Raw genomic sequence first — 24,909 nt, 5'->3', positions numbered from 1 at the left:
GAAGACCCGTGAAGTACCGTCTTGCCCCATGGACCTGAAGGCAAGAGCACTCCACAGCCTACGATCCACACAGTATCTGCTGGGTGGACTCGCCACCGCTCTGCCTTCGCTGGCCGGTTACTTTCTGTTGCCGCTGGTCTGCTTCACGCTGATCTTCGCCCCGATCCTGCCGTGGGCGGTACAGCCGTTGCGCGCCTTGGCCGATGCCGAACGCCGACGCGCCGAACGCGTCCTCGGCCGCCCCGTATGCCGGCCCTACCCGACACCCGAGGGCAACGCCTACCGGCGCACGCTCCAACTGCTGCGGTTCCCGAGCACCCGCAAGGACACCGCGTGGATGCTGGTGCACGGCGTCGTGGGGCTCGCCCTTCCCGTCCTCGTCCTGGGAGTGCTCCTCAGTCTGCTGCTGACGATCTCCATCCCGCTGTGGTGGTGGACCGTCCCCGGTGGAACCCTCACCCTCCTTGCGGCCCCCCTCACCACCTGGATGCAGGCGATCGTCCTGTCCGCGGTGTGTGCCTGGCTCTTCACCGCCTTCTTCTTCTGGCTGGCCCCCGCCGCCGTGAAGCTGGAGACATGGATCGCGGAGATCATGCTCGGTACGTGGACCGGCCCCGGCCGGCGGATCGAGGAGCTGACCACCTCGCGCGCCGGAGCCCTCCAGGCCCACGAGGCGGAACTCCGACGGATCGAACGCGACCTCCACGACGGCACCCAGGCGCAGCTCGTGGCGGTGGCCATGCGCCTGGCCCTGGCCGACCGGCGGTTCGACAAGGACCCTCAGAGTTCCAGGAGGATGATTCTCGAAGCCAGGACCACCGTGGACGACGCACTCGTCCAACTGCGCACCGTCATCCGAGGCATCCACCCGCCGATCCTTTCCGACCGGGGACTGAACGGAGCCATCCGCTCCCTGGCCGCGGGCCGACCGATCCCCACCGCCCTGGACCTGCCCGAGACCGACCGCCGTCCCCCCGCCGCGGTCGAGGCGGCCGCCTACTTCGTCGTCGCCGAGGCGCTGACCAACATCTCCCGGCACAGCGAAGCGAGCCGTGCTCAGGTGTCGCTCCGGTACGACGGCCCCACGCTGCGCGTCGTCGTGCAGGACGACGGGTGCGGCGGGGCCACCCCCGGCTCCACCTCCGGCAGCGGACTCGCCGGGGTACATCGACGGGTCGCCGCCCTGGACGGTACAACGAGGATCGACAGCCCTGTCGGTTCCGGAACGACGATTGAGGTGGTGCTTCCGTGCGGATCGTGATCGCGGAGGACAACGTCCTTCTCCGCGAAGGCCTGATTCTGCTCCTGGAGGACGTCGGACACGAGATCGTGGCCGTCGTGGGAAGCGGGCCGGAGATTGTCCCCGCCCTGCTCGAACACCGGCCGGACGTGGCCGTCCTCGACGTCCGGCTACCGCCCGGGTTCCGCGACGAGGGGCTGCGTGCCGCCATCGAGGCCCGGAAGCTCGTTCCCGGCCTGCCGCTCCTGGTGCTCTCCCAGTACGTCGAGGAGAGCTACGCCGCCGAGCTGCTCGGACAGGGCGCCTCGGGGATCGGCTACCTGCTCAAGGACCGCGTGGGACACATCGAAGAGTTCCAGGACGCGCTGGAGCGCGTCGCCGCGGGCGGAACGGCGCTGGACCCGGAGGTCGTCTCCCAGCTGATGAGCCGCCGGGACCCGCTCGACGCGCTCTCGCCCCGGGAGCGGGAGGTTCTCGGGCTGATGGCGCAGGGCCTGGACAATCCCACGATCGCCACGACCCTGTTCATCACCGAACGCTCCGTCAGCAAGCACATCGGCAGCATCCTCGCCAAGCTGAACCTGCCGCCGAGCGACAGCGGCCACCGCCGGGTCCTCGCGGTGCTCGCCTACCTGAACGCCTGACCTGCGCCCCGGAAGGGTGTAGCAGGCTACACCCCGGGTTCGGGGGAAAGGTCCGATGTGCCGACCGGGGGTGCGGGGAGAAGGTGGAGGCATAAGAGATCCCACCCCTGGCGCCCATCGGGCCACCCGGGGCGCACAACAGGAGGAACCCCTGATGAAGCCCGTGCTCTGGCTACTGCTCCTCGTCTCCACGGCGGCGGCGGTCTACGTCAGCACCTTCGCCCACTACACCGGCACCATGAGGGTTCTGGCCGGAGTCGGTACCGGCGTCGTCTGGGTCGGATCGGCGCTGGGACTGTGGCTGACCAGCAGCAAGGAGTGACCCGTAGCGGCGCGAGCGCATGAGGAGGGGTGTCCGGCGGCAAGCCGGACACCCCTCCTCATGTCTGTACGAGAGACAGACACCCCCTCGGCCTGCTCTTCGTCCACGTGCTCCTCGTCCACCGAGATCGTCCGGACTTGCCGATCGCCTGGGGCTCTCGGGGCGTTCGACGGTCCGACCGACGTCGTAGCGGCAAACCGGTTCGAGGCGTCGTTCGGACCGTGGCACCATGTGCGGCATGACGATCAACCGAAAGGTCCGTGCCGCGTAGGCGGCCAGGGCGCATCCGGTGCGAAATCCCGGACCGGCGCCGGTCACAGAGGACACAACCGGTCATCGACCGCCTCTCCCCGCGCACACTGTCGGAGCTCGTCCGGCTCGAACGCACGCGGAACCATCTCCAACCGGGCGACATCGGCGCGGCGTTACGCCTGTGGAAGGAGTACGTCCGGCGCCCCGAGCGCGAGCTCTGGCACGACGACGAGTTCGGCGACGTCCACTGGTACTGCTGCGGCAACCCTCTCGAAGGCCGTGCGCTGCTCGACGGCGTGATGCAAGCGATGTCGCAGCGCGGTGCCCGCGAACTCCGTAGGATCGTCGAAGAGCTCGACGCCGTCATGGGCCCGCCCACCCCGGCAACAGACTCCCGCGGATAGAAGAGAGCTCAGGGCGCACTTCGCCTGCCGGCCCGCCCCCCGTCACACCGCTCGCGCGTCCTCACCGGCCAGGAACGGACGCAGCAGCGTGAGCAGGGCGCGTGGCCGGTGCAGCGGGATGATGTGGCCGCAGTCTTCGATGATGTGTCCGGTGAGATCGTCGGCGACCGGGCGGAGTTGGCGTTCCAGCGCGGAACCGACGGGCCGGGCGCCCAGCGCCATCGTCGGCACCGTCAGACGTGCGGTCGCGACCGCCTGCTCGATCTGCAACGCGCTCTCGGGCAGGGCCCGGTAGTACGAGAACGCGCAGCTCAACGCCTGGCGGCCGGTGTACGCGCGGACGAACGCGTCCCGAAGGGCGGGGCGCACTCCGTCGCCGAGCGTGCCGGCGTCCAGGAACCAGTCGACGTAGGCACCTTCGTGGCCCTCCAGCACGGTCTCGGCAAGTCCGGGCGCGGCGGAGTGGAAGCCGAACCACCACGGCGGCCCGTCGGCAAGGAAGCCCTCGGCGCCGGGCAGCCTGCCCAGAAGGGACTCCATGACGACCAGGCGCCGGACGAGACCGGGGCGGCGCAGGGCGAGGAGGAAGGCGGGCGCGGTGCCCGCGTCGATGCCCACCACCGCGGCCGAGGACACACCGAGCGTGGTGAGAAGCGCCTCGGCGTCCTCGGCCAGGGTGCCCGCGTCGTACCCGGAGGCGGCCCGGCCGCTCGCCCCGAACCCGCGCAGGTCCGGCGCGATGACGCGGTAGCGGGCGGACAGATCGGCCATGACGTCCGTCCACAGCTCCCAGGTGTGCGGGAAGCCGTGCAACAGCAGGACAGCCGGGCCCGATCCGGAGAGGGCGACGTTCAGTTCGACACCGTTGGCGAGGACGCGTCGCAGCTCGGGCATGGCGGGACTCCAGGTACTCGGTGAGTGATGGTGACCGGGTCACGCTAGGGAACTATCCTGGTCCGCCCAAGACGGCACTTTCCCTTCAGGCGGTGAGCCCCAGGTGACCACGCCGAGGCCCGACGACCACGACCAGCGCCCCGGTGAACGCGGGGACCTGCTGGACCCGCTCTGCCCGACCCGCCGGTTGCTCGACCGTATCGGCACCAAATGGACGTCGATGACGGTCAAGGTGCTGGCCGAAGAGGCTCCGGACGAACTCCGTTTCGCGGAACTGCGGCGCCGCATCCCGGGCATCTCGCAGAAGATGCTGTCCGTCACCCTGCAGAGCCTGGTCCGCGACGGCCTGGCCGCACGCCGCGTGGAACCCACCGTGCCACCCGCCGTCCACTACCGGCTCACCGAGTTGGGCCTGTCCCTCGAAGAACCGCTCTCCGCCCTACGGGTCTGGGCCGAGAAGCACATGCCGGAGATCGACCACAGCAACCGGTTGGCCGACGAGTCGCGTTCCCGTTAGGGCCTGGTGCGAAAGTGGATCTTTAGATGGACCACGCCGGATCCGGTCCTCGATCTTCCCGCCCGCCAACGTCTCGGCCACTCGCGGGAAGTGTCACTCCGAGCCGCTGGAGACCCAGTCGGCCATGGCGGCCGCGACCTCGACAGGACTCCGGCCGGTGGTGGTGAACTGCTGAGGCACCACGCACCGGAGTTCTTCGGCGTCCTTGATCGCCTCCTCGATCTGCTCCCGGTCCCACCCGCGAGCGGCAAGACGGGCACGTCTGTCCGCGTCGACGCAGTCGAGACGTGCCCAGGCGACGCACGAGGGATCCACGACGTCTCCGAAGGCTGCGCCTGCCCACTCGCTCGGAGTCAAGGGGCAGAGGATCAATACCGGTCGGCCGGACCGGAGCATCATGGCCGCGATCTTTGCCCAGAGTCTGTTGTAGGCGGGCCACACGGGACTTGCCGAAGGAGAGGTGATGTCGATGCCCAGCAGCCTGCCATCCGACTCGGGCAGTTCATCGAAGTCGGCGCTGGCGAACGGGTACGCACCCAGGTGCTGCAGGAGCGTGGACTTTCCGGCCCCCGGCGCACCGGTGATGACGTGAAGCTTCGGCACCCGTCGCACCTTCCCCAGTTCGCTCCGCTGCACCAACAGACACGCGTCTGTACCAACAGACATGCGTAATCCTAAGGGCTGTCCCGACTCCTTGCCCCTGGGGATCAGGGTCTCCAGCACGGCCATTTTTGGGCTGACGAGTAACTGGCGCCCCACTGCCGGTCCCCCGAACCCATCGAGTCAACTACCGGTCCCCTCAAGCCGAAACGCTTTATTATCTCTTATCGACGCTGTCAACTGTGCAACGTAGCGCTGGGAAGACAGGGGGCGTGATGGGCCCGGAGATGGCCATGGACTTGGCGCGCACGGCTGGAGCCACGCTCGTCGGCGCGATGGCGACAGACACCTGGAACTATGCGCGCGACGGATTCGTCGCATTGTGGCGTCGCGTTCATCCCGAACGCGCCGAAACCCTCGGGGCCGAACTCGAAGCCGGGCGGGCGGACCTGCTCGCTGCTCGTGAGAACGGTGATGAGCTGTCCGAGACGGAACTCCGTGCGGAATGGCAGGGGCGCGTACGTCGCCTGCTCGTGGACAGGCCCGACATCGCGGCTGCGCTTCGTGAGCTCCTGGACGAACTGAACCCGGCTCCCTCGGGCAGAAGCGCGGACGTCGGAGAGGTTCGTATGACCGCCCGCTCAACTGGAAAGGGCCGCGTCTACCAGGCAGGTCGCGACCAGCACATCACCGAGCGATGAGCCGTCCGCAGCCAGAAGAGCGCGGAAAGCACCCCACGAGCTCGGCTCGCAGCCAGGGCCGCGCGACCGGGCACGGGCAAGTCAATCAAGCGGGACGCGACCAGCAGATCGACCAGCGAACCGAACATCACCATCACTACCCGGTGAATCAGATCATGATCCTCATCGGTGTCGTATTGATCACCGCCCTCGTGGTGCTGGTGGTCGAGTTCGCCGGGGCTTCGACGGCAGGTGATACGGAAGGCCGGCGATCAGCACCCCCGAGCAACTCCGCACGGTCCCACGACACATCCCCACCCGCGGCCGCCGCGCCACCGGCAAGCGCGTCGAATCCCATGAAGTCGCCGAGTTCACAGGCAGACACTCCTTTGTGGTCGGGCGGGATGAGACTGACCTACATCAACCTCGACTCGGATCCACCGTCCGTGCTGTCCAGCAACACCGGAGCCAGCTTCTGGATCCACTACGACCAGACCAGCGATGCCGGCGGGGACGAGATATACGGACTCGGCGGAGGATGGTTCACCACCAAACCGACGGTTGCCCTCTGGGACGGCACCACGAAGCCCACTCTGCATCAGTGCTCGGAGCTGATCACCACACAGGGCTCGGAGACCCTACCGATCACTACGGGCAAGCGATACTGCGTAAAGTCCAGGAAGGGACGCATCGCCGCAGTCACCACAGGAGCGTTCGACGAGGACAGCGGTAATTACGCCGGCGACATCACGGTGTGGGGCGCCGTCCGATGACCACGGATGTATTCAAGGTCCGTACCAGGACCAGACGTCGTCAACGAAATCGAGTGTTCCCCTGAGCCCCTGACCAGCTCAGGCGCATGATTCACGCCCTGTTCTAGGATGGCGGGACCATCTCAGCGGCCCGACGGGCTTCCGCTCCACTTCCGTGGAACCGAAGGACATGCCCCCACCCGCACGAGCTACTTCGTGCTGCCTGGGGGCATTTCCTTGCTGTTCCGTGAGTCCGCGGCGTCGTTGGCCAACCGCACCCGTCTTGAAGAACGGCTGACCGACCTCCTGAGCGAGAACTTCCTGCACAAGCACCGCCACATGCCCCACCCTTCGGAAGTGCGCTCCTGGGAACGCAGCATCCCGGCGCTCACCCACGCGCTCGTCGAAGCCGGGCTCGGCGAAGTCGAGATGCTGCTGGAGTACGCGCTGCCCCTGACCAGCAAGCGCGCGGACGTGGTACTCGCCGGTGTTCATCCGAGTACCGGAGAGCCCTCGTACGTAGTGGTCGAGCTGAAACAGTGGAGCGAGGCCCGTCCCGAGGAAGGCGATCCGCTGCTGTGCCGCATCGACGCCTACCCGGATGCGGTCCTCAACCCGATTGAGCAGGTGCGCGGCTACTGCGATTACCTCATCTCGTTCAACGGAGCGTTGGAACAGATTCCCGACTCGGTCGCGGGGGTCGCCTACCTCCACAACGCAACGGACTTCAGTGTGGCCGGGCTACGCGCCGTCACGGAAGACGAGCGCGGCCGGATGTTCACCGGCGACCAGCGTGGAGCCTTCCTCGGCTACCTCCGCTCGAGGCTTGCGGCGAAGCCGGGTGCCGAAGCGGCAGACGCCCTGCTGCAGGGCAAGGTGCGGCCGTCACGGCAGCTGATGGCCGTTGCCGCCGAAGAGGTACGCGATCGGGAGCAGTTCGTACTGTTGGACGAACAGCGGCTGGCCTACGAAACAGTCATGTCGGCAGTGCGCCAAGCTCGTCGGTCCAATCGCAAGCAGGTCGTGATCGTGGCCGGCGGGCCGGGTTCCGGCAAGAGCGTGATTGCCCTCTCCCTGTTGGGCGACCTCTATCGGCGCGGTGTGCCGGCCCTGCACGCCACTGGTTCACAGTCCTTCACCAAGACGATGCGCAAGGTAGCCGGTGCCCGCAAACCCGAGGTCCAAAGGCTCTTCCGCTACTTCAACAGCTTCATGGAATCCGAGCCGAACGACCTCGACGTGCTCGTGTGCGACGAGGCGCACCGGCTGCGCAAGACCTCCGCCAACCGCTACACCAAGGCAGCTCTACGGACCGGCCGCCCCCAGGTGGCGGAGCTGATGGACGCGGCCCGGGTCCCGGTCTTCCTGTTGGACCAGCACCAGGTGGTGCGTCCGGGCGAAATGGGAACCGTGGAGCAGATCCAGGATGCCGCGGCCGAATTGGGCCTCGACAGCACGGTGGTGGAGCTCGACAGCCAGTTCCGGTGCGGCGGCAGCGATGCCTACCTGCGGTGGGTGGTCGACCTCCTGGGAATCGAGGGGAACTCCCCCGTCGCCTGGGAGCCGGACGGCAAGGTGCTGCTCTCGACTGTCGACAGCCCGCAGGAGCTGGAGGATTTCCTTGCTGCCCAAAGGTCCCAGGGCTACAGCGCTCGCATGTCCGCGGGCTACTGCTGGAAGTGGACGACCAAGATCACTCCCAGCATGCACGCCCTGCCCACCGACGTGGTGATCGGCGACTGGGCCAGGCCGTGGAACCTCTTCGGTGACCGCGCCTTGCTCGGGGCCCCGCCCGCGCCTCTCTGGGCCACCGACCCTGCCGGGTTCGGACAGATCGGGTGCGTCTACACGGCGCAGGGCTTCGAGTACGACTGGTCGGGCGTGATCATGGGTCCGGACCTGGTCTGGCGGACCGACCGATGGGTGGTCGACCGCACGGCTTCGAAGGATCCTTCGTTCACCAAGGCGACGCCGGACGGAGACGTCGGCCGTCTCGTCCGCAACACGTACAAGGTGCTGCTGACCCGCGGCATGATCGGAACGGTCCTCTACTCGACGGATCCCGAGACCCGCGAGAAGCTCCGCTCCCTTATTCTCTGAGCCGCGGCGCGCGTCTGCCGGTACCATGATCTCGCTGCGCACCTTCCCGGAGGGTACGAGGCCGAGGTTCATGCACGAGGCCGAACAGGCTGTGATCGAAGAATGGTTGTGCCCGTCGTGTGATGACACACGACGTGAGCGTGGCTGCCCGGTAGGGCGCCCCCTGCCATTCCGATCTCACAACCTGGAGTGGCCGTATGACCCCCGTCGAGTACAAGCTCGCGCGTCGTGAACGGATTCGCGAAATCCTGATCGACATCGCTGCCGGAGCCGTCTCCAGCCTTCTGGTGACAGCCCTGACCGCGTTGGCGAACCTGCTCTTCTGACGCAGGTGTGGTGGCGGGCCCGGTGAGCCCGCCACCACATGATCGGACGCTCCTGATCAGAAGAGACGGTCAGGACCGGGGATCCGCCGCTTGCCGGACTTGCGGCGATTCGGCCGGGGCTCATGCGGCGCACGATCCCTCTCGTGCCGATTCTGCATGGTGGGACGAAGCCCGTGGATCTCCGCCGGGCCCACCCATTTCTTCAAGTAGGCGCGGGTCTCCTCGTCCGTCGAGTACAACACCGTCGCCCGACTGCCTCGGGTCATGAGCACGTGGTACGCCTGGCGTACGAGTAGCGCGAATTCGTCGGGACCGACAGTGGATGCCTTGACTTCGGGGTCGAACGAACCAGGTTGGGCCACGCGCCAGATTTTCGAGGTCTCCCTACGCCTCTTCCCACGCCGGAAGACCCACTCGTCTCCGCGGCGGACCATGTCCTCACCCATGATCACACCGCACCAGTCCCACTCCAGGCCCTGCGCCGTGTAGACACAGCCCACCTGGCCCAGACCACCCTCGTGTACGGCCCAGATTTTCGATGGCGGTGCTCCTCCTTCGCAGAAGCTCGTGCTGTCCGCGTTCCACGGTCGATGCCACTCGCCGATGCGGACGTCGGCTTCCAGCCTTCTCTCCTTGCCCAAGGGCTTGGTCCAAGGCCAGCAGTACCCTGCGACCATGCGTGCGGAAGCGCCCGCATGCGACTCGGCCCGGATGACCTGCTCGAGCTCCTCGGGGGTGTCCGCGACCTCTACGTGCATGAGGCCGTCGGGCCTCCAGAGCTCCGGCTCACCGTCAGTCACCCCTAGCAGAGCGCGTACCCAGCGGATATAGGCATCACTGCCACCACACCGGAACTGCTCGCGCAGATCGTAGGAAACGAGCTGGGCGCCGTACCGGTCTGCCGCTTCCCTGATCAGATTGGGTGTGCCCACCTCCTTTGGACGTACGGACTGCCGCTCATCCATGAAGAAGACCGTCAGACGCGACGCATCGAGGAGTTCATCCACCTGAGGACGGGTGCCCGACTTCCTCGCGTCCCTGGTGTTCGTGGAGCGCTCGCGCAGACGGTGGGCTTCGTCACAAATCAGTACGTCCAGGGGCGGGTCCGGTGTTTCGACGAAACTACTGAAATAGGTGAACGTCTTCTTGAACTTGCCGTCCCCGTAGCTGACATGGTCTCTCAAAGCCCCGTTGAAGGCCCGGCTACCGCTGGCGTATTTGACCGTCCGGCCCTGTGCTTCGAGTTTCTTCTTGACCTGCAGACCGATGGCGCTCTTCCCGGTGCCGGCCCCGCCGGTCACCAGGAAGACCACACGCCTTTCGTCCGGCACCAGGGCCGGTTCCCAGAGGTCCGGAAGAACCGTGGCAGCCGTTTCCAGGATCTGGTCCGCCGCGGTCTTCTGCCGCCCACGCAGGGTGAAGACTGTGTCGGTGCCACGGGACCGGATCATGGCATCGAGCAACGGGGTGTTACGCAGCCCCATGCTCTGCAGCATCGCCTCGGCCTCGGAGGCACCGCCGTGGGCATCGAAGCTCTTCCTGAGTCTGTCGAGCAGTTCAGCACGCTGATCACCCGTGTACACCCGCGCATAGGCACCCGTCGGCGCACCCACGTCAATGAGTGGACGTACCGAGTCCTGCGTGGCGTTGTGCAGGTAGGCGAAACCACCGCACTCGATGTCCAGCCCCCCGAAGGGGCCCTTGCCACTGGTGAAGGCCTGGTAGTGCTCGCGGAGCTGCAATGCCGGGTGTTTCTTCTTGCCCATGCCCGGCACGTCCACCAGAGCCGCGGTGGCCCGCTCGATCCTGGTGACGGTCGACCAGCGCTTCAGTTCCACCAGTTGCACGGACGGACGGTTCTCCTGCGGGTGCCGCCCGACAAGCACGACGTCCACCAGCGACGGATGGTCGGTTTCCTCGACCGTGGCGGCACACTCGACGATCATTTCCACGTTGCCGCGATCTGCCGCGACCAGGTCGTTGGCAAGGCTGATCAAGCTCTCGGCCCACGCGGAACGCTCTCCGGCGGAGGCTTCAGCGCCGCGGAAGTAGCGCCACCGGGCGGCAAGGTGCGGGACCATGCGGCGACGCGAGTGCAGAGTGAGCAGGTCCTGCGCGGAGAGTTTCAGCAGGAGCATGGACACGAGGTGGTTCCCCCAGGGCACGAGTGATTCGTGCGGGTGGGGGCGTGTCCTGTCCAGGAAGCCCGTCGGGCCGCGATTCGGTTGTGGTGATCCTAGGTAGGGACTGGCCCTGCCGAGAAACGTCACCACGGCTGTCGACAAAAACTACCGCGATCGTGGCTGGATCAAGCGGTACGAGTCGTGCAGTGCGCCTCCGGCCCTACCGCCGGGCCCACCGGTGACGACCACGGCGAGATCACCGATGTACGCGTCGTCGACCCGCTCGTCGATCTCGTCGAGCAGTTGCCGCAGCGCGTTGAGCGCCTTCTCACGGACATCGCCTCGGACGCGTTGCGGTGTTTCGAATTCGTCGAGGACGAAGACGAAAAGGAGAACGGGGTGCCCGCAGTCACGCAGCACGGTGATGAGTCCCTGGAGAATTGCGACACCGACGCGCTCGGTCGCCCGCTAGCCGAAAGGACACCTCCCCCGGCAAGATCACGACCTGCTGCGGGAGGCACCCCTCCACGCCCGACGCCCCGTCAGGCTCCGCCGACGGGGGGCGTCAAACGTGCGTCACATGCGTCATCCCAGCGTCAAGGTATCGCCCGTAACGCCCACAGGGTACATACCGCGCACCCACAAAACCGCAGGTCAGGAGCCCTTCGCGGCCGGCTCAAGAATCGCCACGCACTCCACATGATGCGTCATCGGAAACAGATCGAACGCCCGCAGCGTCCGCACCCGGTACCCGCCCTCCCGGAAGTACGCCAGGTCCCTCGCCAGGGCTGCCGGGTCGCAGGCGACGTAGGCGATGCGGCGGGCGCCCAGGGCTGCCAGGTGGTTGACGACCTGCTTGCCGGCGCCCGCGCGGGGCGGGTCGAGGACGATGAGGTCGCATTCGGTGATGCCGGTGCGCGGGAGGATTTGGTCGACCTTGCCGTGTTCGATGCGGACGCGGTCCAGGTCCTTCAGGTTGTGGCGGGCGTCCTCGACCGCGCGCTTGCCGGACTCGATGCCGAGGACGGCGCCCTTTTCGCCGATGCGCTGGCCGATGGCACCGGCGAACAGGCCGACGCCGCAGTAGAGGTCGAGGGCCATGTCGTTCTTGCGGGGCAGGAGGCCCTGCATGACCGCGCGGACCAGGGTGTTGGCGGCCTGCGGGTGGACCTGCCAGAAGCCGCCGGAGCCGACGCGGTAGGTGCGGTCGTCGGCGCGCTCGCGGACGAAGGCGCGGCCGTGCACGCGGTGGACGCCGCCGTCGCGTTCGTCGACGCGCATCACCGAGACGGGCTTGTCCAGCTCGACCAGGGGCAGTCGGCCGCCGGGCCTCGGGGTGAGGATGACCTGGCGGTCGTGGGACCCCGTGGCGGCGATGGCCTCCACCGTGGCCATGCCGGGCCAGTCCCGCTTCTCGATGCCCAGCTCCGTGACGCCGGGCGCCGCGATCAGGCAGCGCTCGACGGGCTCCACGTCGTGCGACCGGTGCTTGCGCAGGCCGACCGTGCCGTCCTCGTCGATGGCGTACTGGACGCGGGTCCGCCAGGCGGGCACCTCGCCCGCCGGGAGCTTGTCGCCCTCGGCCGGCATGACCGTGCCGTCCCAGCCCGCCTCCTCGGGGGTGAGGCCCGCGAGGCGCTGGAGCTGTTCGGCGATGACCTCGCCCTTGAGCCGGCGCTGGGCTCCGGGCTTGGCATGCTGCCAGTCGCAGCCGCCGCACTTGCCGGGCCCGGCGTACGGGCAGGGCGCCTCGACGCGGTCCTTGGACGCCTCGATGATCCGTACCGCGTCGGCGCGCAGGAAGCGGGAGTCGCTCTCGCCGTCGGTGACCCGGGCGACGACCTTCTCGCCGGGGAGTGTGTGCCGTACGAAGAGGACCCGGCCCTCCGACGTACGCGCGATGCAGTGGCCGCCGTGTGCGACGGGGCCGACCTCGACCTCGTACTCCTCCCCGACCAGCGACGACGTGGGTTCGTTCTGCATGAGGGGGTGGCTCCAGAGATCAAGGGGAAAACGGCCGGACAACAACCCACGAGTCTACGTGGGTGTCGTCCGGCCGCTTACCACGAGCAGCGCGCGAGCGGGACACGAGCGGGAGCGGGCAGGAGGGGTCAGTTCTTGCCGCTCGGTTCCTTGGGGCGGCGCTCCACGGGGCCGCGGCGCACCGAGCCCGGCGCGTTCCATTCGGCGCGCTTCCTGGCGCGCTTCTTGGCCGCCTCGGAGGACTCCAGCTGATACGGCACCGAGGTCACCATGACGCCCGGGGTGAACAGCAGCCGCCCCTTGAGGCGCAGGGCGCTCTGGTTGTGGAGCAGGTGCTCGTACCAGTGGCCGACCACGTACTCCGGGATGTACACGCTCACGACGTCGCGCGGGCTCTCCCGGCGCAGGCCCTTCACGTAGTCGATGACCGGCCGGGTCACCTCGCGGTACGGGGAGTCGAGGATCTTCAGCGGGATGTCGATGCCGCGCCGCTCCCAGTCGTCCTTGAGCGCCTTGGTCTCGGCCGGGTCGACACTGATGGAGAGCGCCTCCAGCCGGTCGGAGCGGATCAGCTTGGCGTAGGCGAGGGCGCGCAGGGTGGGCCGGTGGAGCTTGGAGACCAGGACGATCGAGTGGACCCTGGAGGGCCGGATCGTCTCGTCGGACGGGGTCTCGTCGGCGGCGATCTCCTCGGCGACCCGGTCGTAGTGCTTACGGATCGCGGTCATCGTCCCGTAGAAGATCACCATGCCGAGGAGCGCGACCCAGGCACCGTGGGTGAACTTGGTCGCGAGCACGACGACGAGGACCAGCCCGGTGAAGAAGGCGCCGAAGGTGTTGATCGCGCGGGAGCGCACCATGTGACGGCGCTTGGTCGCGTCCTTCTCCGTCTTCAGATGACGGTTCCAGTGCCGGACCATGCCGGTCTGGCTCAGAGTGAAGGAGACGAACACACCGACGATGTAGAGCTGGATCAGCCGGGTCGAGTCGGCCCCGTAGATCCAGACCAGCAGGATCGCCGCACCGGCCAGCAGCACGATGCCGTTGGAGAAGGCGAGCCGGTCGCCGCGGGTGTGGAGCTGGCGGGGCAGGTAGCGGTCCTGCGCGAGGATCGAGCCGAGCAGCGGGAAGCCGTTGTACGCGGTGTTGGCGGCCAGGAAGAGGACGAGTGCGGTGGCCGCCGCGAGAACGACGAAGAAGAACGTGCCGTCACCGAAGACCGCTGCCGCGACCTGCGAGATCACCGGGTCCTGGACGAAGGAGGAGCCGACCGGTACACCGTGGTTGATCAAGTCCTTGGCCGGGTTCTCGGCCATCTTCACATCGGTGGCCATGGCCAGGCCGATGATGCCGCAGAACATGGTGACGGCCAGCAGGCCCATCATCGCGAGGGTGGTCGCGGCGTTCTTGCTCTTCGGTTTGCGGAAGGCGGGCACACCATTGCTGATCGCCTCGACGCCGGTGAGGGCCGCGCAGCCGGAGGAGAAGGCCCGCAACAGCAGGAAGACGAGTGCGAATCCGGCGAGTCCCTGGTGTTCGGCCTTGATCTGGTAACCGGAGGTCGGGGCGTGCATGGTGTCACCGAGGACGAGCCCCCGGAACGCGCCCCAGATGATCATGATGAAGACGCCGGCCACGAAAAGGTATGTGGGAATGGCGAAGAGCTTGCCGGATTCCTTCACTCCGCGCAGATTCATCAGGGTCAGGAGCACGATGGCGGCGATCGCGCACGCCGTCTTGTGCTCGACGACGAACGGGATCGCCGATCCGAGGTTCTCCACTCCGGAGGCGATCGACACGGCGACGGTCAGTACGTAGTCGACCAGCAGCGCACTGGCCACGGTCAGGCCCGCCTTGGGTCCGAGGTTGGTGGTGGCGACCTCGTAGTCGCCACCACCGCTCGGGTAGGCGTGCACGTTCTGCCGGTACGAGGCGACGACCGTGAACATCAGGACCACGACGGCCAGCGCGATCCAGGGGCTGAAGTGGTACGCCGACACGCCCGCGACGGAGAGCACCAGGAGGACTTCTCCTGGTGCGTACGCCACCGAGGACAGCGGGTCGGATGCGAAGACGGGAAGGGCGATGCGCTTGGGGAGGAGCGTTTCTCCCAGCTTGTCGCTGCGCAACGCCCGTCCGATCAGAATCCGTTTGGGCACGTCGGTCAGTTTGGACACGCAGAGGATCGTAAGCGTTCCGTATGCAAGCCGCGGACGCACCGCCCCCGTGGCCCCGTAATCTCCTGCGCCCGGCCGAAAAGGCCACGAAATCCTTAACGAAATCCTTGCGCCGGGGAACGGGATCCTCGCACTCAGGCGTCCGCGAAAAGGGCGCTGTACCCATTCAGCGCGGGCTGACCGCCGAGATGTGCGTAAAGGACGGTGGAATCGCGGGTGATCTCTTCGCGCGCCACGAGGTCGATCATTCCGGCCATCGACTTCCCCTCGTAGACGGGGTCGGTGACCATGCCCTCGGTACGGGCGGCGAGCCGCATCGCGTCGAGGGTCGTGTCGTCGGGGATGCCGTAGGTGCCCGCGTGGTATCGCTCGTCGAGTTCGATGTCGTCCACGGTGAGTTCCCTGCGCACCCCGATGAGCCGGGCGGTGGCGGCCGCGATCCGGGCGATCTGCGCGCGGGTGCGCGCGGGCTCGGCGGAGGCGTCGATGCCCAGGACGCGGCGCGGGCGGGCGCCCGCCTCTTCGAGCGCGGCGAAGCCCGCGACCATCCCGGCCTGGGTGGAGCCGGTCACCGAGCAGACCACCACGGTGTCGAAGAACACGTCCAGCGCGCGTTCCTGCTCGGCGACCTCGTACGCCCACCCGGCGAAGCCGAGTCCGCCCAGCGGGTGGTCGGAGGCGCCCGCCGGGATGGCGTACGGCCGGCCACCGCTCTCCTCCACCTCGCTCAGCGCCCGCTCCCAGCTCTCCTTGACCCCGATGCCGAACCCGGCGCGCACCAGGCGGACGTCGGCGCCGGCCAGTCGGCTGATCAGGATGTTGCCGACCTTGTCGTAGACGGCGTCGGGCCACTCGACCCAGCTCTCCTGGATGAGTACGCACTTCAGACCGGCGCGGGCGGCGACCGCGGCGACCTGGCGGGTGTGGTTGGACTGCACCCCGCCGATGGACACGAGGGTGTCGCAGCCCTTCGCCAGCGCGTCGGCGACGAGGTATTCGAGCTTGCGGGTCTTGTTGCCGCCGTACGCGATGCCGGAGTTGCAGTCCTCCCGCTTGGCCCAGACCGCGGCACCGCCGAGGTGTTCGGTGAGCCGGTCGAGCCGGTGCACGGGCGAGGGGCCGAAGAGGAGGGGGTAGCGGTCGTAGGAGGAGAGGTCGTAGGAGGGGAGGGAAGGGGAGGCTGACGTTGCGGTGGTCACGGGGTCTCCCTGGCTCGGTGGTGGGGCTGGGGTCGGAATGGGTGAGGTGGGGGTGGGGGCAGACGTGGGCTGGGGGCGGGCTGAGGTGGGTTTGGGTAAGGGGTGCGGGTGGGGCTGGGGGTGGGGGTGGGGAGGACGTGGGCTCAGGTGGAGGCGCGGGTGGGGCTGGAGTGCGGGTGGTGCTGGGTGGTGCCGGAGCGGGGTGGGTGGAGTGAATGCAGTGGTGGGGAGGGGCGGGGCGCCGTGGCCTACGCGGGCGCTCCGCCCGATCGCTCCGGGCGCCCGGCAACACCGCCCAGCCGACCCTCGAAACACTCAGGCACCCCACCCGATCGCTCCGGGCGCCCGGCAACACCGCCCAGCCGACCCTCAAAACGCCCAGGCGCCCCACCCGATCGCTCCGGGCGCCCGCCAGCACCGCCCGGCCGATCCTCGAAACGCTCGGGCGCTCCGCCCGGTCGCTCCGGCGTCTCGTCGGCCAGCTCTTCGAGCGTTCGCCAGATCGCGGCGGTGATCCGGGCCACGGCCTCGGCGTCGCGCTCCGCGCACGCCTCGATCAGCCGGTCGTGGAGTTCCGCGGAGCCGTGCGCGGAGTCGGCCGTGCCGAAGTGCTGCCACTCCAGGCGCCGGATCAGGGGGGTGTAGCGCTCCACGGTGGCGGCCACCGCGCGGTTGCCGCAGGCGGTGACGAGGACGTCGTGGAGCCGGTCGTCGGCTTGCAGCGCCTCCGCCACGTCGCCGCTGCGGGTCGCTTCCCGGAAGCGGTCGTTGGCCGTGCGCATCGCGGCGATGTCCGCGTCCGTGAGCCGGGGCACGGCGGTCCGTGCCGCCAGTTCCTGCATGGCCCGCACGACGGCCGCCGCGTCCCGGACGTCGCGCGGTACCAGCCGGGTCACCCGGGTGTAGCTCTGTGGCTTGGATTCGACGAGGCCCTCCCCGGAGAGCCGGGACAGCGCGTCGCGGACGGGGGCCCGGCTGAGCCCGAGGCGTTCGGCGAGGTCGGCGTCGCGGACGGGGGCACCGGGTGGGAGGTCGCCGCGGATGATGGCGTCGCGGATCGCCTCGTAGGCGGTGTCCCGCAGCAAGGTCCGTCGGACGGGGCGCAGGGTCTCCATGAACTGACATGTTAGATGTCTGTGGTCCTCGTACTCAAGGGTCCGTCCCCGGCTCAAGGCTCCGTCTCCGGCTTCTGTCGCACAATCCGTCTCGCGAACGCCGTGTCCCGCACTCCGCCGGGCGGGGCGCGTCGAAAGCGCACTCGGATGAGGCTTCGCATTCCTCGCCGCATAAGCTCATCCTGGGCAACGGGACGGACCGTTGCCCCGTTGTTTGCCCGGCAAGCTGAGAAAGAAGTGTGAGCAGGGTGTTTTCGCAGGTCAGCCGGACGACCAGGACTGCGAGGTAGGCGCAAGGTGCACATCGTCATCATGGGCTGCGGGCGAGTGGGGGCCGCTCTCGCGCAGACCCTGGAGCAGCAGGGGCACACGGTCGCCGTCATCGATCAGGACCCCACGGCGTTCCGTCGCCTCGGGTCCGGGTTCGGCGGGCGGCGCGTCACGGGTGTCGGCTTCGACCAGGACACCCTCCGTGAGGCCGGCATCGAGGAGGCCGGTGCGTTCGCCGCGGTGAGCAGCGGCGACAACTCGAACATCATCGCCGCCCGGGTGGCCCGCGAGATGTTCGGCATCGAGAATGTCGCGGCGCGGATCTACGACCCCCGCCGGGCGGAGGTCTATCAGCGCCTCGGGATTCCCACGGTCGCCACCGTGCGCTGGACCGCGGACCAGATGCTGCGGCGGCTGCTGCCTTCCGGCGCCGAGCCGCTGTGGCGGGATCCGAGCGGTGGTGTGCAGCTCGCGGAGGTGCACACGACGCCGTCCTGGATCGGCCACAAGATCAGCACGCTCCAGGAGGAGACGGGCGTCCGCGTGGCGTTCCTCACCCGGCTGGGCGAAGCCATACTGCCCACCTCGCAGACGGTGTTGCAGGAGGGCGACCTGGTCCACGTGATGATGCGTACGGACGAGATCGCGAAGGTCGAGGCGGCCTTCGCCGAGGGTCCTGAGGAGGGCGGTCACTGATGCGTGTCGCGATTGCCGGGGCCGGCGCGGTGGGCCGTTCCATCGCGGGCGAGCTGCTGGAGAACGGGCACGAGGTGCTGCTTGTCGACAAGGCGCCGACGGCCATCTCGGTGGAGCGGGTGCCGATGGCCGAGTGGCTGCTGGCGGACGCCTGCGAGATCACCTCGCTCGACGAGGCGGCGCTCCAGCGCTGCAACGTCGTGATCGCCGCGACCGGCGACGACAAGGTGAACCTGGTCGTGTCGCTGCTCGCCAAGACCGAGTACGGCGTTCCCAGGGTCGTCGCCCGGGTCAACAACCCGAAGAACGAGTGGCTGTTCAACGAGGCCTGGGGCGTCGACGTGGCGGTCTCGACGCCGCGGCTGATGTCGGCGCTGGTCGAGGAGGCGGTGAGCGTCGGCGATCTGGTCCGGCTGCTCCGCTTCAGCCACGGTGACGCCAACCTGGTCGAGCTGACGCTTCCCCCGGAGTCGGCGCTGGCCGGCACCCGGGTCGGCGAGGTGGCCTGGCCCGAGGACACCTCGCTGGTGACCATCATCCGCGGTCAGCGCGTTCTGACGCCGAGCACCGAGGAGACCTTGGAGGCCGGTGACGAGCTGCTCTTCGTAGCCGCGCAGGCGCGCGAGGAACAGCTGGAGGACCTGCTGTCGGTACGCCGGGGCGACTCGGACGACTGACCCGGCCCGGCCCGGTCCACCCCGGCCGGGTCTGGTCCGGTCCGGCCACGTGATGTACGGGAAGGGGCCCGGAACCGTGTGAAACGGTTCCGGGCCCCTTCCGTGCACCGGGCGACGGCGCGGTGCTCAGTGCTCACTCCCGCGTCACTCACTCCCGCATCGGAGCGACGACGCGACGCGGTGCTCAGTACTCCTGGTCGCGCACCGCCGCGGCCGCGGCGGCCGCCTTGCGTTCCTTCTCGGCCTGTTCCTCGGCCTCCATCTCGGCGAAGACGTCGATGGGCGGCGGCGCCTTGGCCAGGAAGACCCAGGTCAGATAGACCGCGAGCAGGAACGGGGGGATCTTCAGGGCGACCAGGACCCAGCCGAACTGCGTGGTGTCGGCCCACCAGTACAGCGGGAAGAGGATCGCGCACTTGGCGAGCAGGATCAGCCCCCAGGCGTAGCTGGCCTTGGCGTACGCCTTCTTGCGGCCGGGGTTCCTGGTGCGCCAGGAGAGGTTCTCCTTGAACACCGGGCCCAGGATCAGCCCGATCAGCGGCGCCCCGGCGAGCGTGGTGATCAGGTAGGCGAGGGCGAGGCCGAGGGTGTAGAGCATGCCCGGCAGGTAGAAGTCCTTGGCATTGCCCGTCATCATCGCGAAGACCACACCGAAGGCCACGCCGAAGACGCCGCTGAAGGCGTGCTTCACGGTGTCCCGCCGGATCAGCCGCACGCCGACGAGGACCAGGGACACCACCAGGGCCGCGATGGCCGAGCTGTGCAGATTCTTGTTGATCGTGAAGATGGTGACGAACAGCAGCCCGGGAAGGACTGTCTCCACCATGCCCCGGACACCGCCGAACGCCTCGAAGAGCGCTGCCTCGGTGACCGCCTTGGCGTCGGCCTCCTCCTGATCGGTGCGGGTGGTGCGGTCCGTGTCGGACGTCGGCTTGTCGAGAGACGTCACCGGCTACTCCTTGCCGAGCGGTCGGAGTTCGTATTTGGGGTTGAACAGCACCCGGCGGCCGTGACTCATGGCGATCCGGCCCGAGGCGATGAGCTTGCGGCCCGGCTCTATGCCCACGATGGAGCGCCGGCCCAGCCAGACAACGTCCAGCGGCGCGGTGCCGTCGAAGAGCTCGGCCTCCAGGGCCGGCACTCCGGCGCGCGGTCGCAGGGTGACGGTCCGCAAGGTACCAGTCACCTTCACGATCTGGCGGTCGGTGCACTCGGAGATCCGCGTGCAACCCGAGGCCTGCGCGTCCTCCTGCAGCTCCTCGGACTCCAGGTCCTCCTGGGAGCTGGACAGCCGGTCGAGCATCCGCCGGAGGCGACCGGACGGCTTCTCCGCCCTGCCGGGTTTGTCGGGTCGGGGTACAGCAGCACTCATACCCGAAGGGTACCGGTCCCGGCTGCTCCGAGCGGGTGTCTCCGGTCTCACCCGGACGAGTGAGCCGGGTACGGTCCGGACGAGGGTCCTGCGCCCGCTCAGCCGCGCTCGAACCGGTATCCCATGCCCGGCTCGGTGACGAAGTGCCGGGGGTGCGAGGGATCGGTCTCCAGCTTGCGCCTGAGCTGTGCCATGTAGACCCGCAGATAGTTGGTCTCGGTGCCGTACGAGGGCCCCCAGACCTCCTGGAGCAGCTGCTTCTGGCTGACCAGCCTGCCGCTGTTGCGGACCAGCACCTCCAGCAGATGCCACTCGGTGGGGGTGAGCCGTACGTCGCGCCCCGCGCGGTGCACCTTCTTCGCCGCGAGGTCGACGGTGAACCCCTCGGTCTCGACCACCACGATGTCGTCGGAGCCCTGCTGTCCGACGGGTTCCGCGCGGCGGACCGAGGCGCGCAGCCGGGCCAGCAGCTCGTCCATGCCGAACGGCTTGGTGACGTAGTCGTCGGCGCCGGCGTCCAGGGCCTCCACCTTCTCGTCGGAGGTGTGGCGGGCGGAGAGCACCAGGATCGGCACCCGGGTCCAGCCGCGCAGCCCCTTGATCACCTCGACGCCGTCCATGTCCGGAAGCCCGAGGTCGAGGACGACGACATCGGGGTGGCGGGCGGCGGCGAGCTGGAGGGCGGTCGCGCCGTCGGGCGCGGCGTCCACCTCGTACTTGCGCGCCTTCAGGTTGATCACGAGGGCGCGTACGATCTGCGGCTCGTCGTCGACCACAAGCACCCGGGTCATGGGAGCCCTGCCTTTCTGCTGTGCGGCGATCTTCCGGGTCGTACCGGAGATCATGAGGTGAGCTGTGCGGTCATGGGGTGTCCCGCGTGGTGGTGCGGTCTCCGTCCGGTCATGAGGTGACCCGGGCGGGGAGGTCGGGGCTGACCGGGACGTATCCCGATGCCGCCTTGAGCGTCAGCACCATGGTGAGGCCGCCGCCGGGGGTGTCCTCGGCGTCCAGGGTGCCGCCCATGGACTCGACGAAGCCGCGGGCCACGGCGAGCCCCAGCCCGACGCCCGCGCCGCGCGGGGCGTCGCCGTAGCGCTGGAAGGGCTCGAAGATGCGCTCCTTGGCGTCGTCGGGGACGCCGGGGCCGCGGTCGGCCACCCGTAGCTCGACCCGTTCCCCGAGGGCGCTGGCGGCCACGGTGACGCGTTCCGCGTAGCGGCTGTACTTCACGGCGTTCTCGACGATGTTGGCGACGGCCCGTTCCAGGAGCCCCGGGTCGACCTCGACCATCGGCAGGGTCTCGGGGATGTCCAGGTCGACGCTGTCCTCGGGGACGCCGCCGAGCGCCATCGGGACCACCTCGTCGAGGTCGATCTCACGGATGAGCGGGGTGACGGTGCCGGTCTGGAGCCTGGACATGTCCAGGAGGTTGCCCACGAGGTGGTCGAGCCGGTCGGCACCGTTCTCGATGCCCTCCAGGAGCTCCGCCTGGTCCTCGTCGGACCAGGCGACGTCGTCGGAGCGCAGGGAGCTGACGGCGGCCTTGATGGCGGAGAGCGGGGTGCGCAGGTCGTGGCTGACGGCGGCGAGGAGCGCCGTTCTGATCCGGTTGCCCTCGGCGAGCCGCCGGGCCTCCTCCGCCTCGTCGACCAGGCGCTGCCGGTCCAGTACGACCGCGGCCTGCGCGGCGAAGGCGCCGAGCACCCGGCGGTCCTCGGCGGGCAGGACCCGGCCGGAGAGCGCGAGAGCCATGTGGTCGCCGACGGGCATGTCCACATCGGCGTCCTCGGGCCGGGCCACCGGCCCGGGGCCGACGCTCCCGGCGCAGGTCCACGGATCGACGTCGCTGCTGCGCTCCAGCAGCGCGACGGACTCCATGCCGAAGGTCTCGCGGACCCGGTCCAGGAGCGCGTCCAGCGTCGTCTCGCCGCGCAGCACGCTGCCGGCCAGGAAGGAGAGGATCTCCGACTCGGCGCGCAGCCGGGCCGCCTGGTGGGTGCGGCGGGCCGCCAGGTCGACGACCGAGGCGACCGAGACCGCCACCGCGAAGAAGATCACGATGGCGACGAAGTTCTCCGGGTCCTGCACGGTCAGGGTGTGGGTGGGCGGGGTGAACCAGTAGTTCAGCAGCATCGAGCCGACGGCGGCCGACGCGAGGGCCGGCAGCAGTCCGCCGAGCAGCGCGGCGCCCACGGTCAGGAAGAGGAAGAGCAGGACGTCGTTGGCGAGTCCGGGGCCGCTGTCCAGGCCGGCCAGGAGCAGGGTGAGCAGGGCCGGTCCGCCGACCCCGACCAGCCAGCCCCAGATGATCCGGACCCGGCCCAGCCGGGCGCCGCGGGCGATGGGCAGGCCGCGTCCCTTGGCGACCTCCTCGTGGGTGACGATGTGGACGTCGAGGTCGGGTCCGGACTCCCGGGCCACGGTGGCGCCCACGCCGGGCCCGTAGATGTACTGCCAGGCCTTGCGGCGGCTGGAGCCGAGGACGATCTGCGTGGCGTTCACCCCACGGGCGAATTCGAGGAGCGCCGAGGGTATGTCGTCGCCGATGACGTGGTGGAACGTGCCGCCCAGGTCCTCGACGAGGGTGCGCTGGACGGTGAGTTCCTTGGGGGAGGCGGAGGTCAGTCCGTCGCTGCGGGCGATGTAGACGGCGAGGATCTCGCTGCCCGAGCCCTTGGCCGCCATCCGGGACGCGCGGCGGATGAGCGTACGGCCCTCGGGGCCGCCGGTGAGCCCGACGACGATGCGTTCCCGGGCCTGCCAGGTGGTGCGGATGTTGTGCTCGCCGCGGTACTGCTGGAGGTATTCGTCGACCCGGTCGGCGACCCAGAGGAGGGCCAGCTCGCGCAGGGCGGTCAGGTTGCCGGGGCGGAAGTAGTTGGACAGCGAGGCGTCGATCCGGTCCGGCTTGTAGATGTTGCCGTGGGCCATCCGGCGGCGGAGCGCCTGGGGCGACATGTCGACCAGTTCGAGCTGGTCGGCCCGGCGGACGACCTCGTCGGGGACGGTCTCGCGCTGTCGCACCCCGGTTATCGCCTCGACGACGTCGCCGAGCGACTCCAGGTGCTGGATGTTGACGGTGGAGACCACGTCGATGCCCGCCTGGAGGAGTTCCTCGACGTCCTGCCAGCGTTTGGCGTTGCGGGAGCCCGGCACATTGGTGTGGGCCAGTTCGTCCACCAGGGCCACGGCGGGGGCGCGCTCCAGGACCGCGTCGACGTCCATCTCGGTGAAGACGGCGGAGCGGTACTCGATCTCACGGCGCCGGACCTGCTCCAGGCCGTGCAGCATGACCTCGGTGCGCGGCCGGTCGTGGTGCTCCACGAAGGCGACGACGCAGTCGGTGCCCCGCTCCACCCGTCGATGGGCCTCGGAGAGCATCGCGTACGTCTTGCCGACGCCGGGCGCCGCACCCAGGTAGATCCGAAGCTTGCCGCGTGCCATGGCCCCATTGTCTTCTCTCGAACCGGCTGCGTCCGATGCGGCAGCCGGTTCGAAGCTACCCCGAGATTTGTCGACAAATAGGACCGAGGGCGGCTCCGGGGACCGAATTGACAGGATTCTGACGCCCCGGGCGGGGCGCCGGGCCCACTCCCGCAAGGGAGAACAGGGGGCGCTCCCCCACCGCGTGCTCCCCGGCGCGTGCTCGGCTACACGTGCTCGACGATGTGCCCGTCGCTCAGTTCCAGCACCCGGTCCGCCAGCCCCAGCAGCTGCGCGTCGTGCGTCGCCACCAGCGCGGTGACGCCCTCGCTGCGGACCACCGCCCGCAGCAGCTCCATCACCGCCAGACCGGTCTCCGCGTCGAGTTGCCCCGTCGGCTCGTCCGCGATCAGCAGCGCCGGCCGGTTGGCGAGTGCGCGGGCGATCGCGACGCGCTGCTGCTGGCCTCCGGAGAGCTCCCCGGGGCGCTGCGCGGCGTGGTCGGCGAGACCGACCAGCGAGAGCAGCAGGGCCACCCGGTCCTCGCGTTCGCGCGGGTCGGCCTTGCGCAGCCGCAGGGGCACACCGACGTTCTCCGCCGCGGTCAGGATCGGGATCAGGCCGAACGACTGGAAGATGAAGCCGATCCGGTCCCGGCGCAGCTCCAGGAGCCCGTCCTCGCCGAGCTCGGACAGGTCCGTGCCGTCGACGGTGATCCGGCCGCCGTCCGGGCTGTCGAGCCCGCCGAGCAGGTTGAGCAGGGTGGTCTTGCCCGAGCCCGAGCGCCCCTTGAGCGCCACGATCTCGCCGCGCGGCACTTCGAAGGAGACCCCGCGCAGCGCGTGCACCTCTCCCGCGCCGGAGCCGTACGAGCGGCGCAGGTCCTCCACCCGGACCATGGGCCCGGCCGCCGGTTCCTCGGCGATCGCGGTGCCGCCCTGCCCCTCGGTGCCCGCCCGGCCGGTGCTCTCGGTCATGTCTCTCCCCGTACGTGATCGAACCCGTCGGCCGCCAGTATGTGCAATGCGTACAGCTCCGGACAATGCCTGGCGGCTCCCGGACGTACGGGGGGGGCGCGGCGCGGCGGCGCCCCCTCGCCGCGGTGCTACCGCTTCCCGACAACTTCCCGACAACTTCCTGACA

Annotated in this window: 23 protein-coding genes and 1 pseudogene; 11 read left to right on the top strand and 13 right to left on the bottom strand. The window is 69.0% G+C overall.

Annotated elements, in window-relative coordinates; translation table 11 throughout:
* Positions 1–28: 28 nt before the first annotated feature.
* From ACFVFH_RS16320 to ACFVFH_RS16305, 4 genes are all read left to right on the top strand, one after another.
* Entirely contained in the window at positions 29–1,261 is a 1,233-nt protein-coding gene (locus ACFVFH_RS16320) for a sensor histidine kinase (RefSeq protein ID WP_383768396.1), read from the top strand.
* Positions 1,249–1,884, top strand: a complete 636-nt coding sequence (locus ACFVFH_RS16315) for a response regulator transcription factor (protein WP_383768393.1) — start codon at positions 1,249–1,251, stop codon at positions 1,882–1,884. Before ACFVFH_RS16320 ends, ACFVFH_RS16315 begins: the two co-directional genes overlap by 13 nt.
* A gap of 154 nt (positions 1,885–2,038) precedes the next feature.
* Positions 2,039–2,206, top strand: a complete 168-nt coding sequence (locus tag ACFVFH_RS16310) for a hypothetical protein (protein WP_383768391.1) — start codon at positions 2,039–2,041, stop codon at positions 2,204–2,206.
* A 260-nt stretch (positions 2,207–2,466) separates the two neighbouring features.
* Entirely contained in the window at positions 2,467–2,862 is a 396-nt protein-coding gene (locus tag ACFVFH_RS16305) for a hypothetical protein (RefSeq protein ID WP_383768388.1), read from the top strand.
* Positions 2,863–2,904: 42 nt separating this feature from the next.
* Here the strand turns inward: ACFVFH_RS16305 and ACFVFH_RS16300 are convergent, their stop codons facing one another.
* On the bottom strand, positions 2,905–3,756 hold the full coding sequence (locus ACFVFH_RS16300; RefSeq protein WP_383768386.1) for an alpha/beta fold hydrolase: 852 nt from the start codon (positions 3,754–3,756) through the stop codon (positions 2,905–2,907).
* Positions 3,757–3,859: 103 nt separating this feature from the next.
* Here ACFVFH_RS16300 and ACFVFH_RS16295 point away from each other — a divergent pair, with 103 nt between their 5' ends.
* The gene (locus ACFVFH_RS16295) at positions 3,860–4,273 is read left to right on the top strand and encodes a winged helix-turn-helix transcriptional regulator (protein ID WP_383768383.1); all 414 of its coding nucleotides are present in this window, start codon (positions 3,860–3,862) and stop codon (positions 4,271–4,273) included.
* A 93-nt stretch (positions 4,274–4,366) separates the two neighbouring features.
* Here the strand turns inward: ACFVFH_RS16295 and ACFVFH_RS16290 are convergent, their stop codons facing one another.
* Positions 4,367–4,876 carry a hypothetical protein gene (locus tag ACFVFH_RS16290; RefSeq protein WP_383768381.1) on the bottom strand — a complete coding sequence of 170 codons (510 nt, stop codon included), beginning with the start codon at positions 4,874–4,876 and terminating at the stop codon, positions 4,367–4,369.
* Between the two features lie 272 nt (positions 4,877–5,148).
* Between ACFVFH_RS16290 and ACFVFH_RS16285 the strand changes: the two genes are divergently transcribed.
* From ACFVFH_RS16285 to ACFVFH_RS16270, 4 genes are all read left to right on the top strand, one after another.
* Positions 5,149–5,574: a hypothetical protein gene (locus ACFVFH_RS16285; RefSeq protein WP_383768378.1), complete on the top strand. Its 426-nt coding sequence runs from the start codon at positions 5,149–5,151 to the stop codon at positions 5,572–5,574.
* Entirely contained in the window at positions 5,571–6,326 is a 756-nt protein-coding gene (locus ACFVFH_RS16280; RefSeq protein ID WP_383768375.1) for a hypothetical protein, read from the top strand. Before ACFVFH_RS16285 ends, ACFVFH_RS16280 begins: the two co-directional genes overlap by 4 nt.
* A gap of 216 nt (positions 6,327–6,542) precedes the next feature.
* The gene (locus ACFVFH_RS16275; RefSeq protein ID WP_383768372.1) at positions 6,543–8,405 is read left to right on the top strand and encodes a DNA/RNA helicase domain-containing protein; all 1,863 of its coding nucleotides are present in this window, start codon (positions 6,543–6,545) and stop codon (positions 8,403–8,405) included.
* Positions 8,406–8,602: 197 nt separating this feature from the next.
* Complete coding sequence (locus ACFVFH_RS16270; RefSeq protein ID WP_274549949.1) at positions 8,603–8,731, top strand: DUF6408 family protein; 129 nt, start codon at positions 8,603–8,605, stop codon at positions 8,729–8,731.
* A 56-nt stretch (positions 8,732–8,787) separates the two neighbouring features.
* Here ACFVFH_RS16270 and ACFVFH_RS16265 read toward each other — a convergent pair whose 3' ends face one another.
* The 6 genes and pseudogenes from ACFVFH_RS16265 to ACFVFH_RS16240 all read right to left on the bottom strand — a co-directional run bounded on the left by ACFVFH_RS16265 (position 8,788) and on the right by ACFVFH_RS16240 (position 17,328).
* Positions 8,788–10,869, bottom strand: a complete 2,082-nt coding sequence (locus tag ACFVFH_RS16265) for a DUF2075 domain-containing protein (RefSeq protein WP_383769033.1) — start codon at positions 10,867–10,869, stop codon at positions 8,788–8,790.
* Between the two features lie 213 nt (positions 10,870–11,082).
* Positions 11,083–11,301, bottom strand: a pseudogene (locus tag ACFVFH_RS16260) (BREX system ATP-binding domain-containing protein); the annotation flags it as partial.
* A 207-nt stretch (positions 11,302–11,508) separates the two neighbouring features.
* On the bottom strand, positions 11,509–12,837 hold the full coding sequence (locus ACFVFH_RS16255) for a class I SAM-dependent RNA methyltransferase (RefSeq protein ID WP_383768368.1): 1,329 nt from the start codon (positions 12,835–12,837) through the stop codon (positions 11,509–11,511).
* A gap of 128 nt (positions 12,838–12,965) precedes the next feature.
* Positions 12,966–15,014 carry an APC family permease gene (locus ACFVFH_RS16250; protein WP_383768366.1) on the bottom strand — a complete coding sequence of 683 codons (2,049 nt, stop codon included), beginning with the start codon at positions 15,012–15,014 and terminating at the stop codon, positions 12,966–12,968.
* 134 nt (positions 15,015–15,148) lie between these two features.
* The gene (locus ACFVFH_RS16245) at positions 15,149–16,213 is read right to left on the bottom strand and encodes a 1-aminocyclopropane-1-carboxylate deaminase (protein WP_383768364.1); all 1,065 of its coding nucleotides are present in this window, start codon (positions 16,211–16,213) and stop codon (positions 15,149–15,151) included.
* Between the two features lie 248 nt (positions 16,214–16,461).
* Positions 16,462–17,328: a GntR family transcriptional regulator gene (locus ACFVFH_RS16240; RefSeq protein WP_383768361.1), complete on the bottom strand. Its 867-nt coding sequence runs from the start codon at positions 17,326–17,328 to the stop codon at positions 16,462–16,464.
* Positions 17,329–17,625: 297 nt separating this feature from the next.
* On the opposite strand from ACFVFH_RS16240, the gene ACFVFH_RS16235 reads away from it, so the two are divergent.
* Entirely contained in the window at positions 17,626–18,294 is a 669-nt protein-coding gene (locus ACFVFH_RS16235) for a TrkA family potassium uptake protein (RefSeq protein ID WP_072485889.1), read from the top strand.
* The gene (locus tag ACFVFH_RS16230; protein WP_072485888.1) at positions 18,294–18,971 is read left to right on the top strand and encodes a TrkA family potassium uptake protein; all 678 of its coding nucleotides are present in this window, start codon (positions 18,294–18,296) and stop codon (positions 18,969–18,971) included. The genes ACFVFH_RS16235 and ACFVFH_RS16230 overlap by 1 nt, the downstream gene beginning before the upstream one ends.
* Before the next feature lie 184 nt (positions 18,972–19,155).
* On the opposite strand, the gene ACFVFH_RS16225 is transcribed toward ACFVFH_RS16230, so the two are convergent.
* The 5 genes from ACFVFH_RS16225 to ACFVFH_RS16205 form a co-directional block, all read right to left on the bottom strand.
* A complete protein-coding gene (locus ACFVFH_RS16225) occupies positions 19,156–19,920 on the bottom strand; it encodes a DUF3159 domain-containing protein (RefSeq protein WP_383768357.1) in 765 nt (254 codons plus the stop codon).
* A gap of 3 nt (positions 19,921–19,923) precedes the next feature.
* Complete coding sequence (locus ACFVFH_RS16220; protein WP_383769031.1) at positions 19,924–20,274, bottom strand: OB-fold nucleic acid binding domain-containing protein; 351 nt, start codon at positions 20,272–20,274, stop codon at positions 19,924–19,926.
* A gap of 167 nt (positions 20,275–20,441) precedes the next feature.
* Entirely contained in the window at positions 20,442–21,134 is a 693-nt protein-coding gene (locus ACFVFH_RS16215; protein WP_383768355.1) for a response regulator, read from the bottom strand.
* Positions 21,135–21,243: 109 nt separating this feature from the next.
* Positions 21,244–23,787 carry an ATP-binding protein gene (locus ACFVFH_RS16210; RefSeq protein WP_383768352.1) on the bottom strand — a complete coding sequence of 848 codons (2,544 nt, stop codon included), beginning with the start codon at positions 23,785–23,787 and terminating at the stop codon, positions 21,244–21,246.
* A gap of 206 nt (positions 23,788–23,993) precedes the next feature.
* Complete coding sequence (locus tag ACFVFH_RS16205) at positions 23,994–24,743, bottom strand: ABC transporter ATP-binding protein (protein ID WP_383768349.1); 750 nt, start codon at positions 24,741–24,743, stop codon at positions 23,994–23,996.
* Positions 24,744–24,909 lie beyond the last annotated feature (166 nt).

It is taken from the genome of Streptomyces sp. NPDC057697 (assembly GCF_042799335.1).
Lineage (GTDB): Bacteria > Actinomycetota > Actinomycetes > Streptomycetales > Streptomycetaceae > Streptomyces.
The sequence above is the reverse complement of the archived record's forward strand: the minus strand, read 5'-3'. Positions and strand labels throughout refer to the sequence as shown.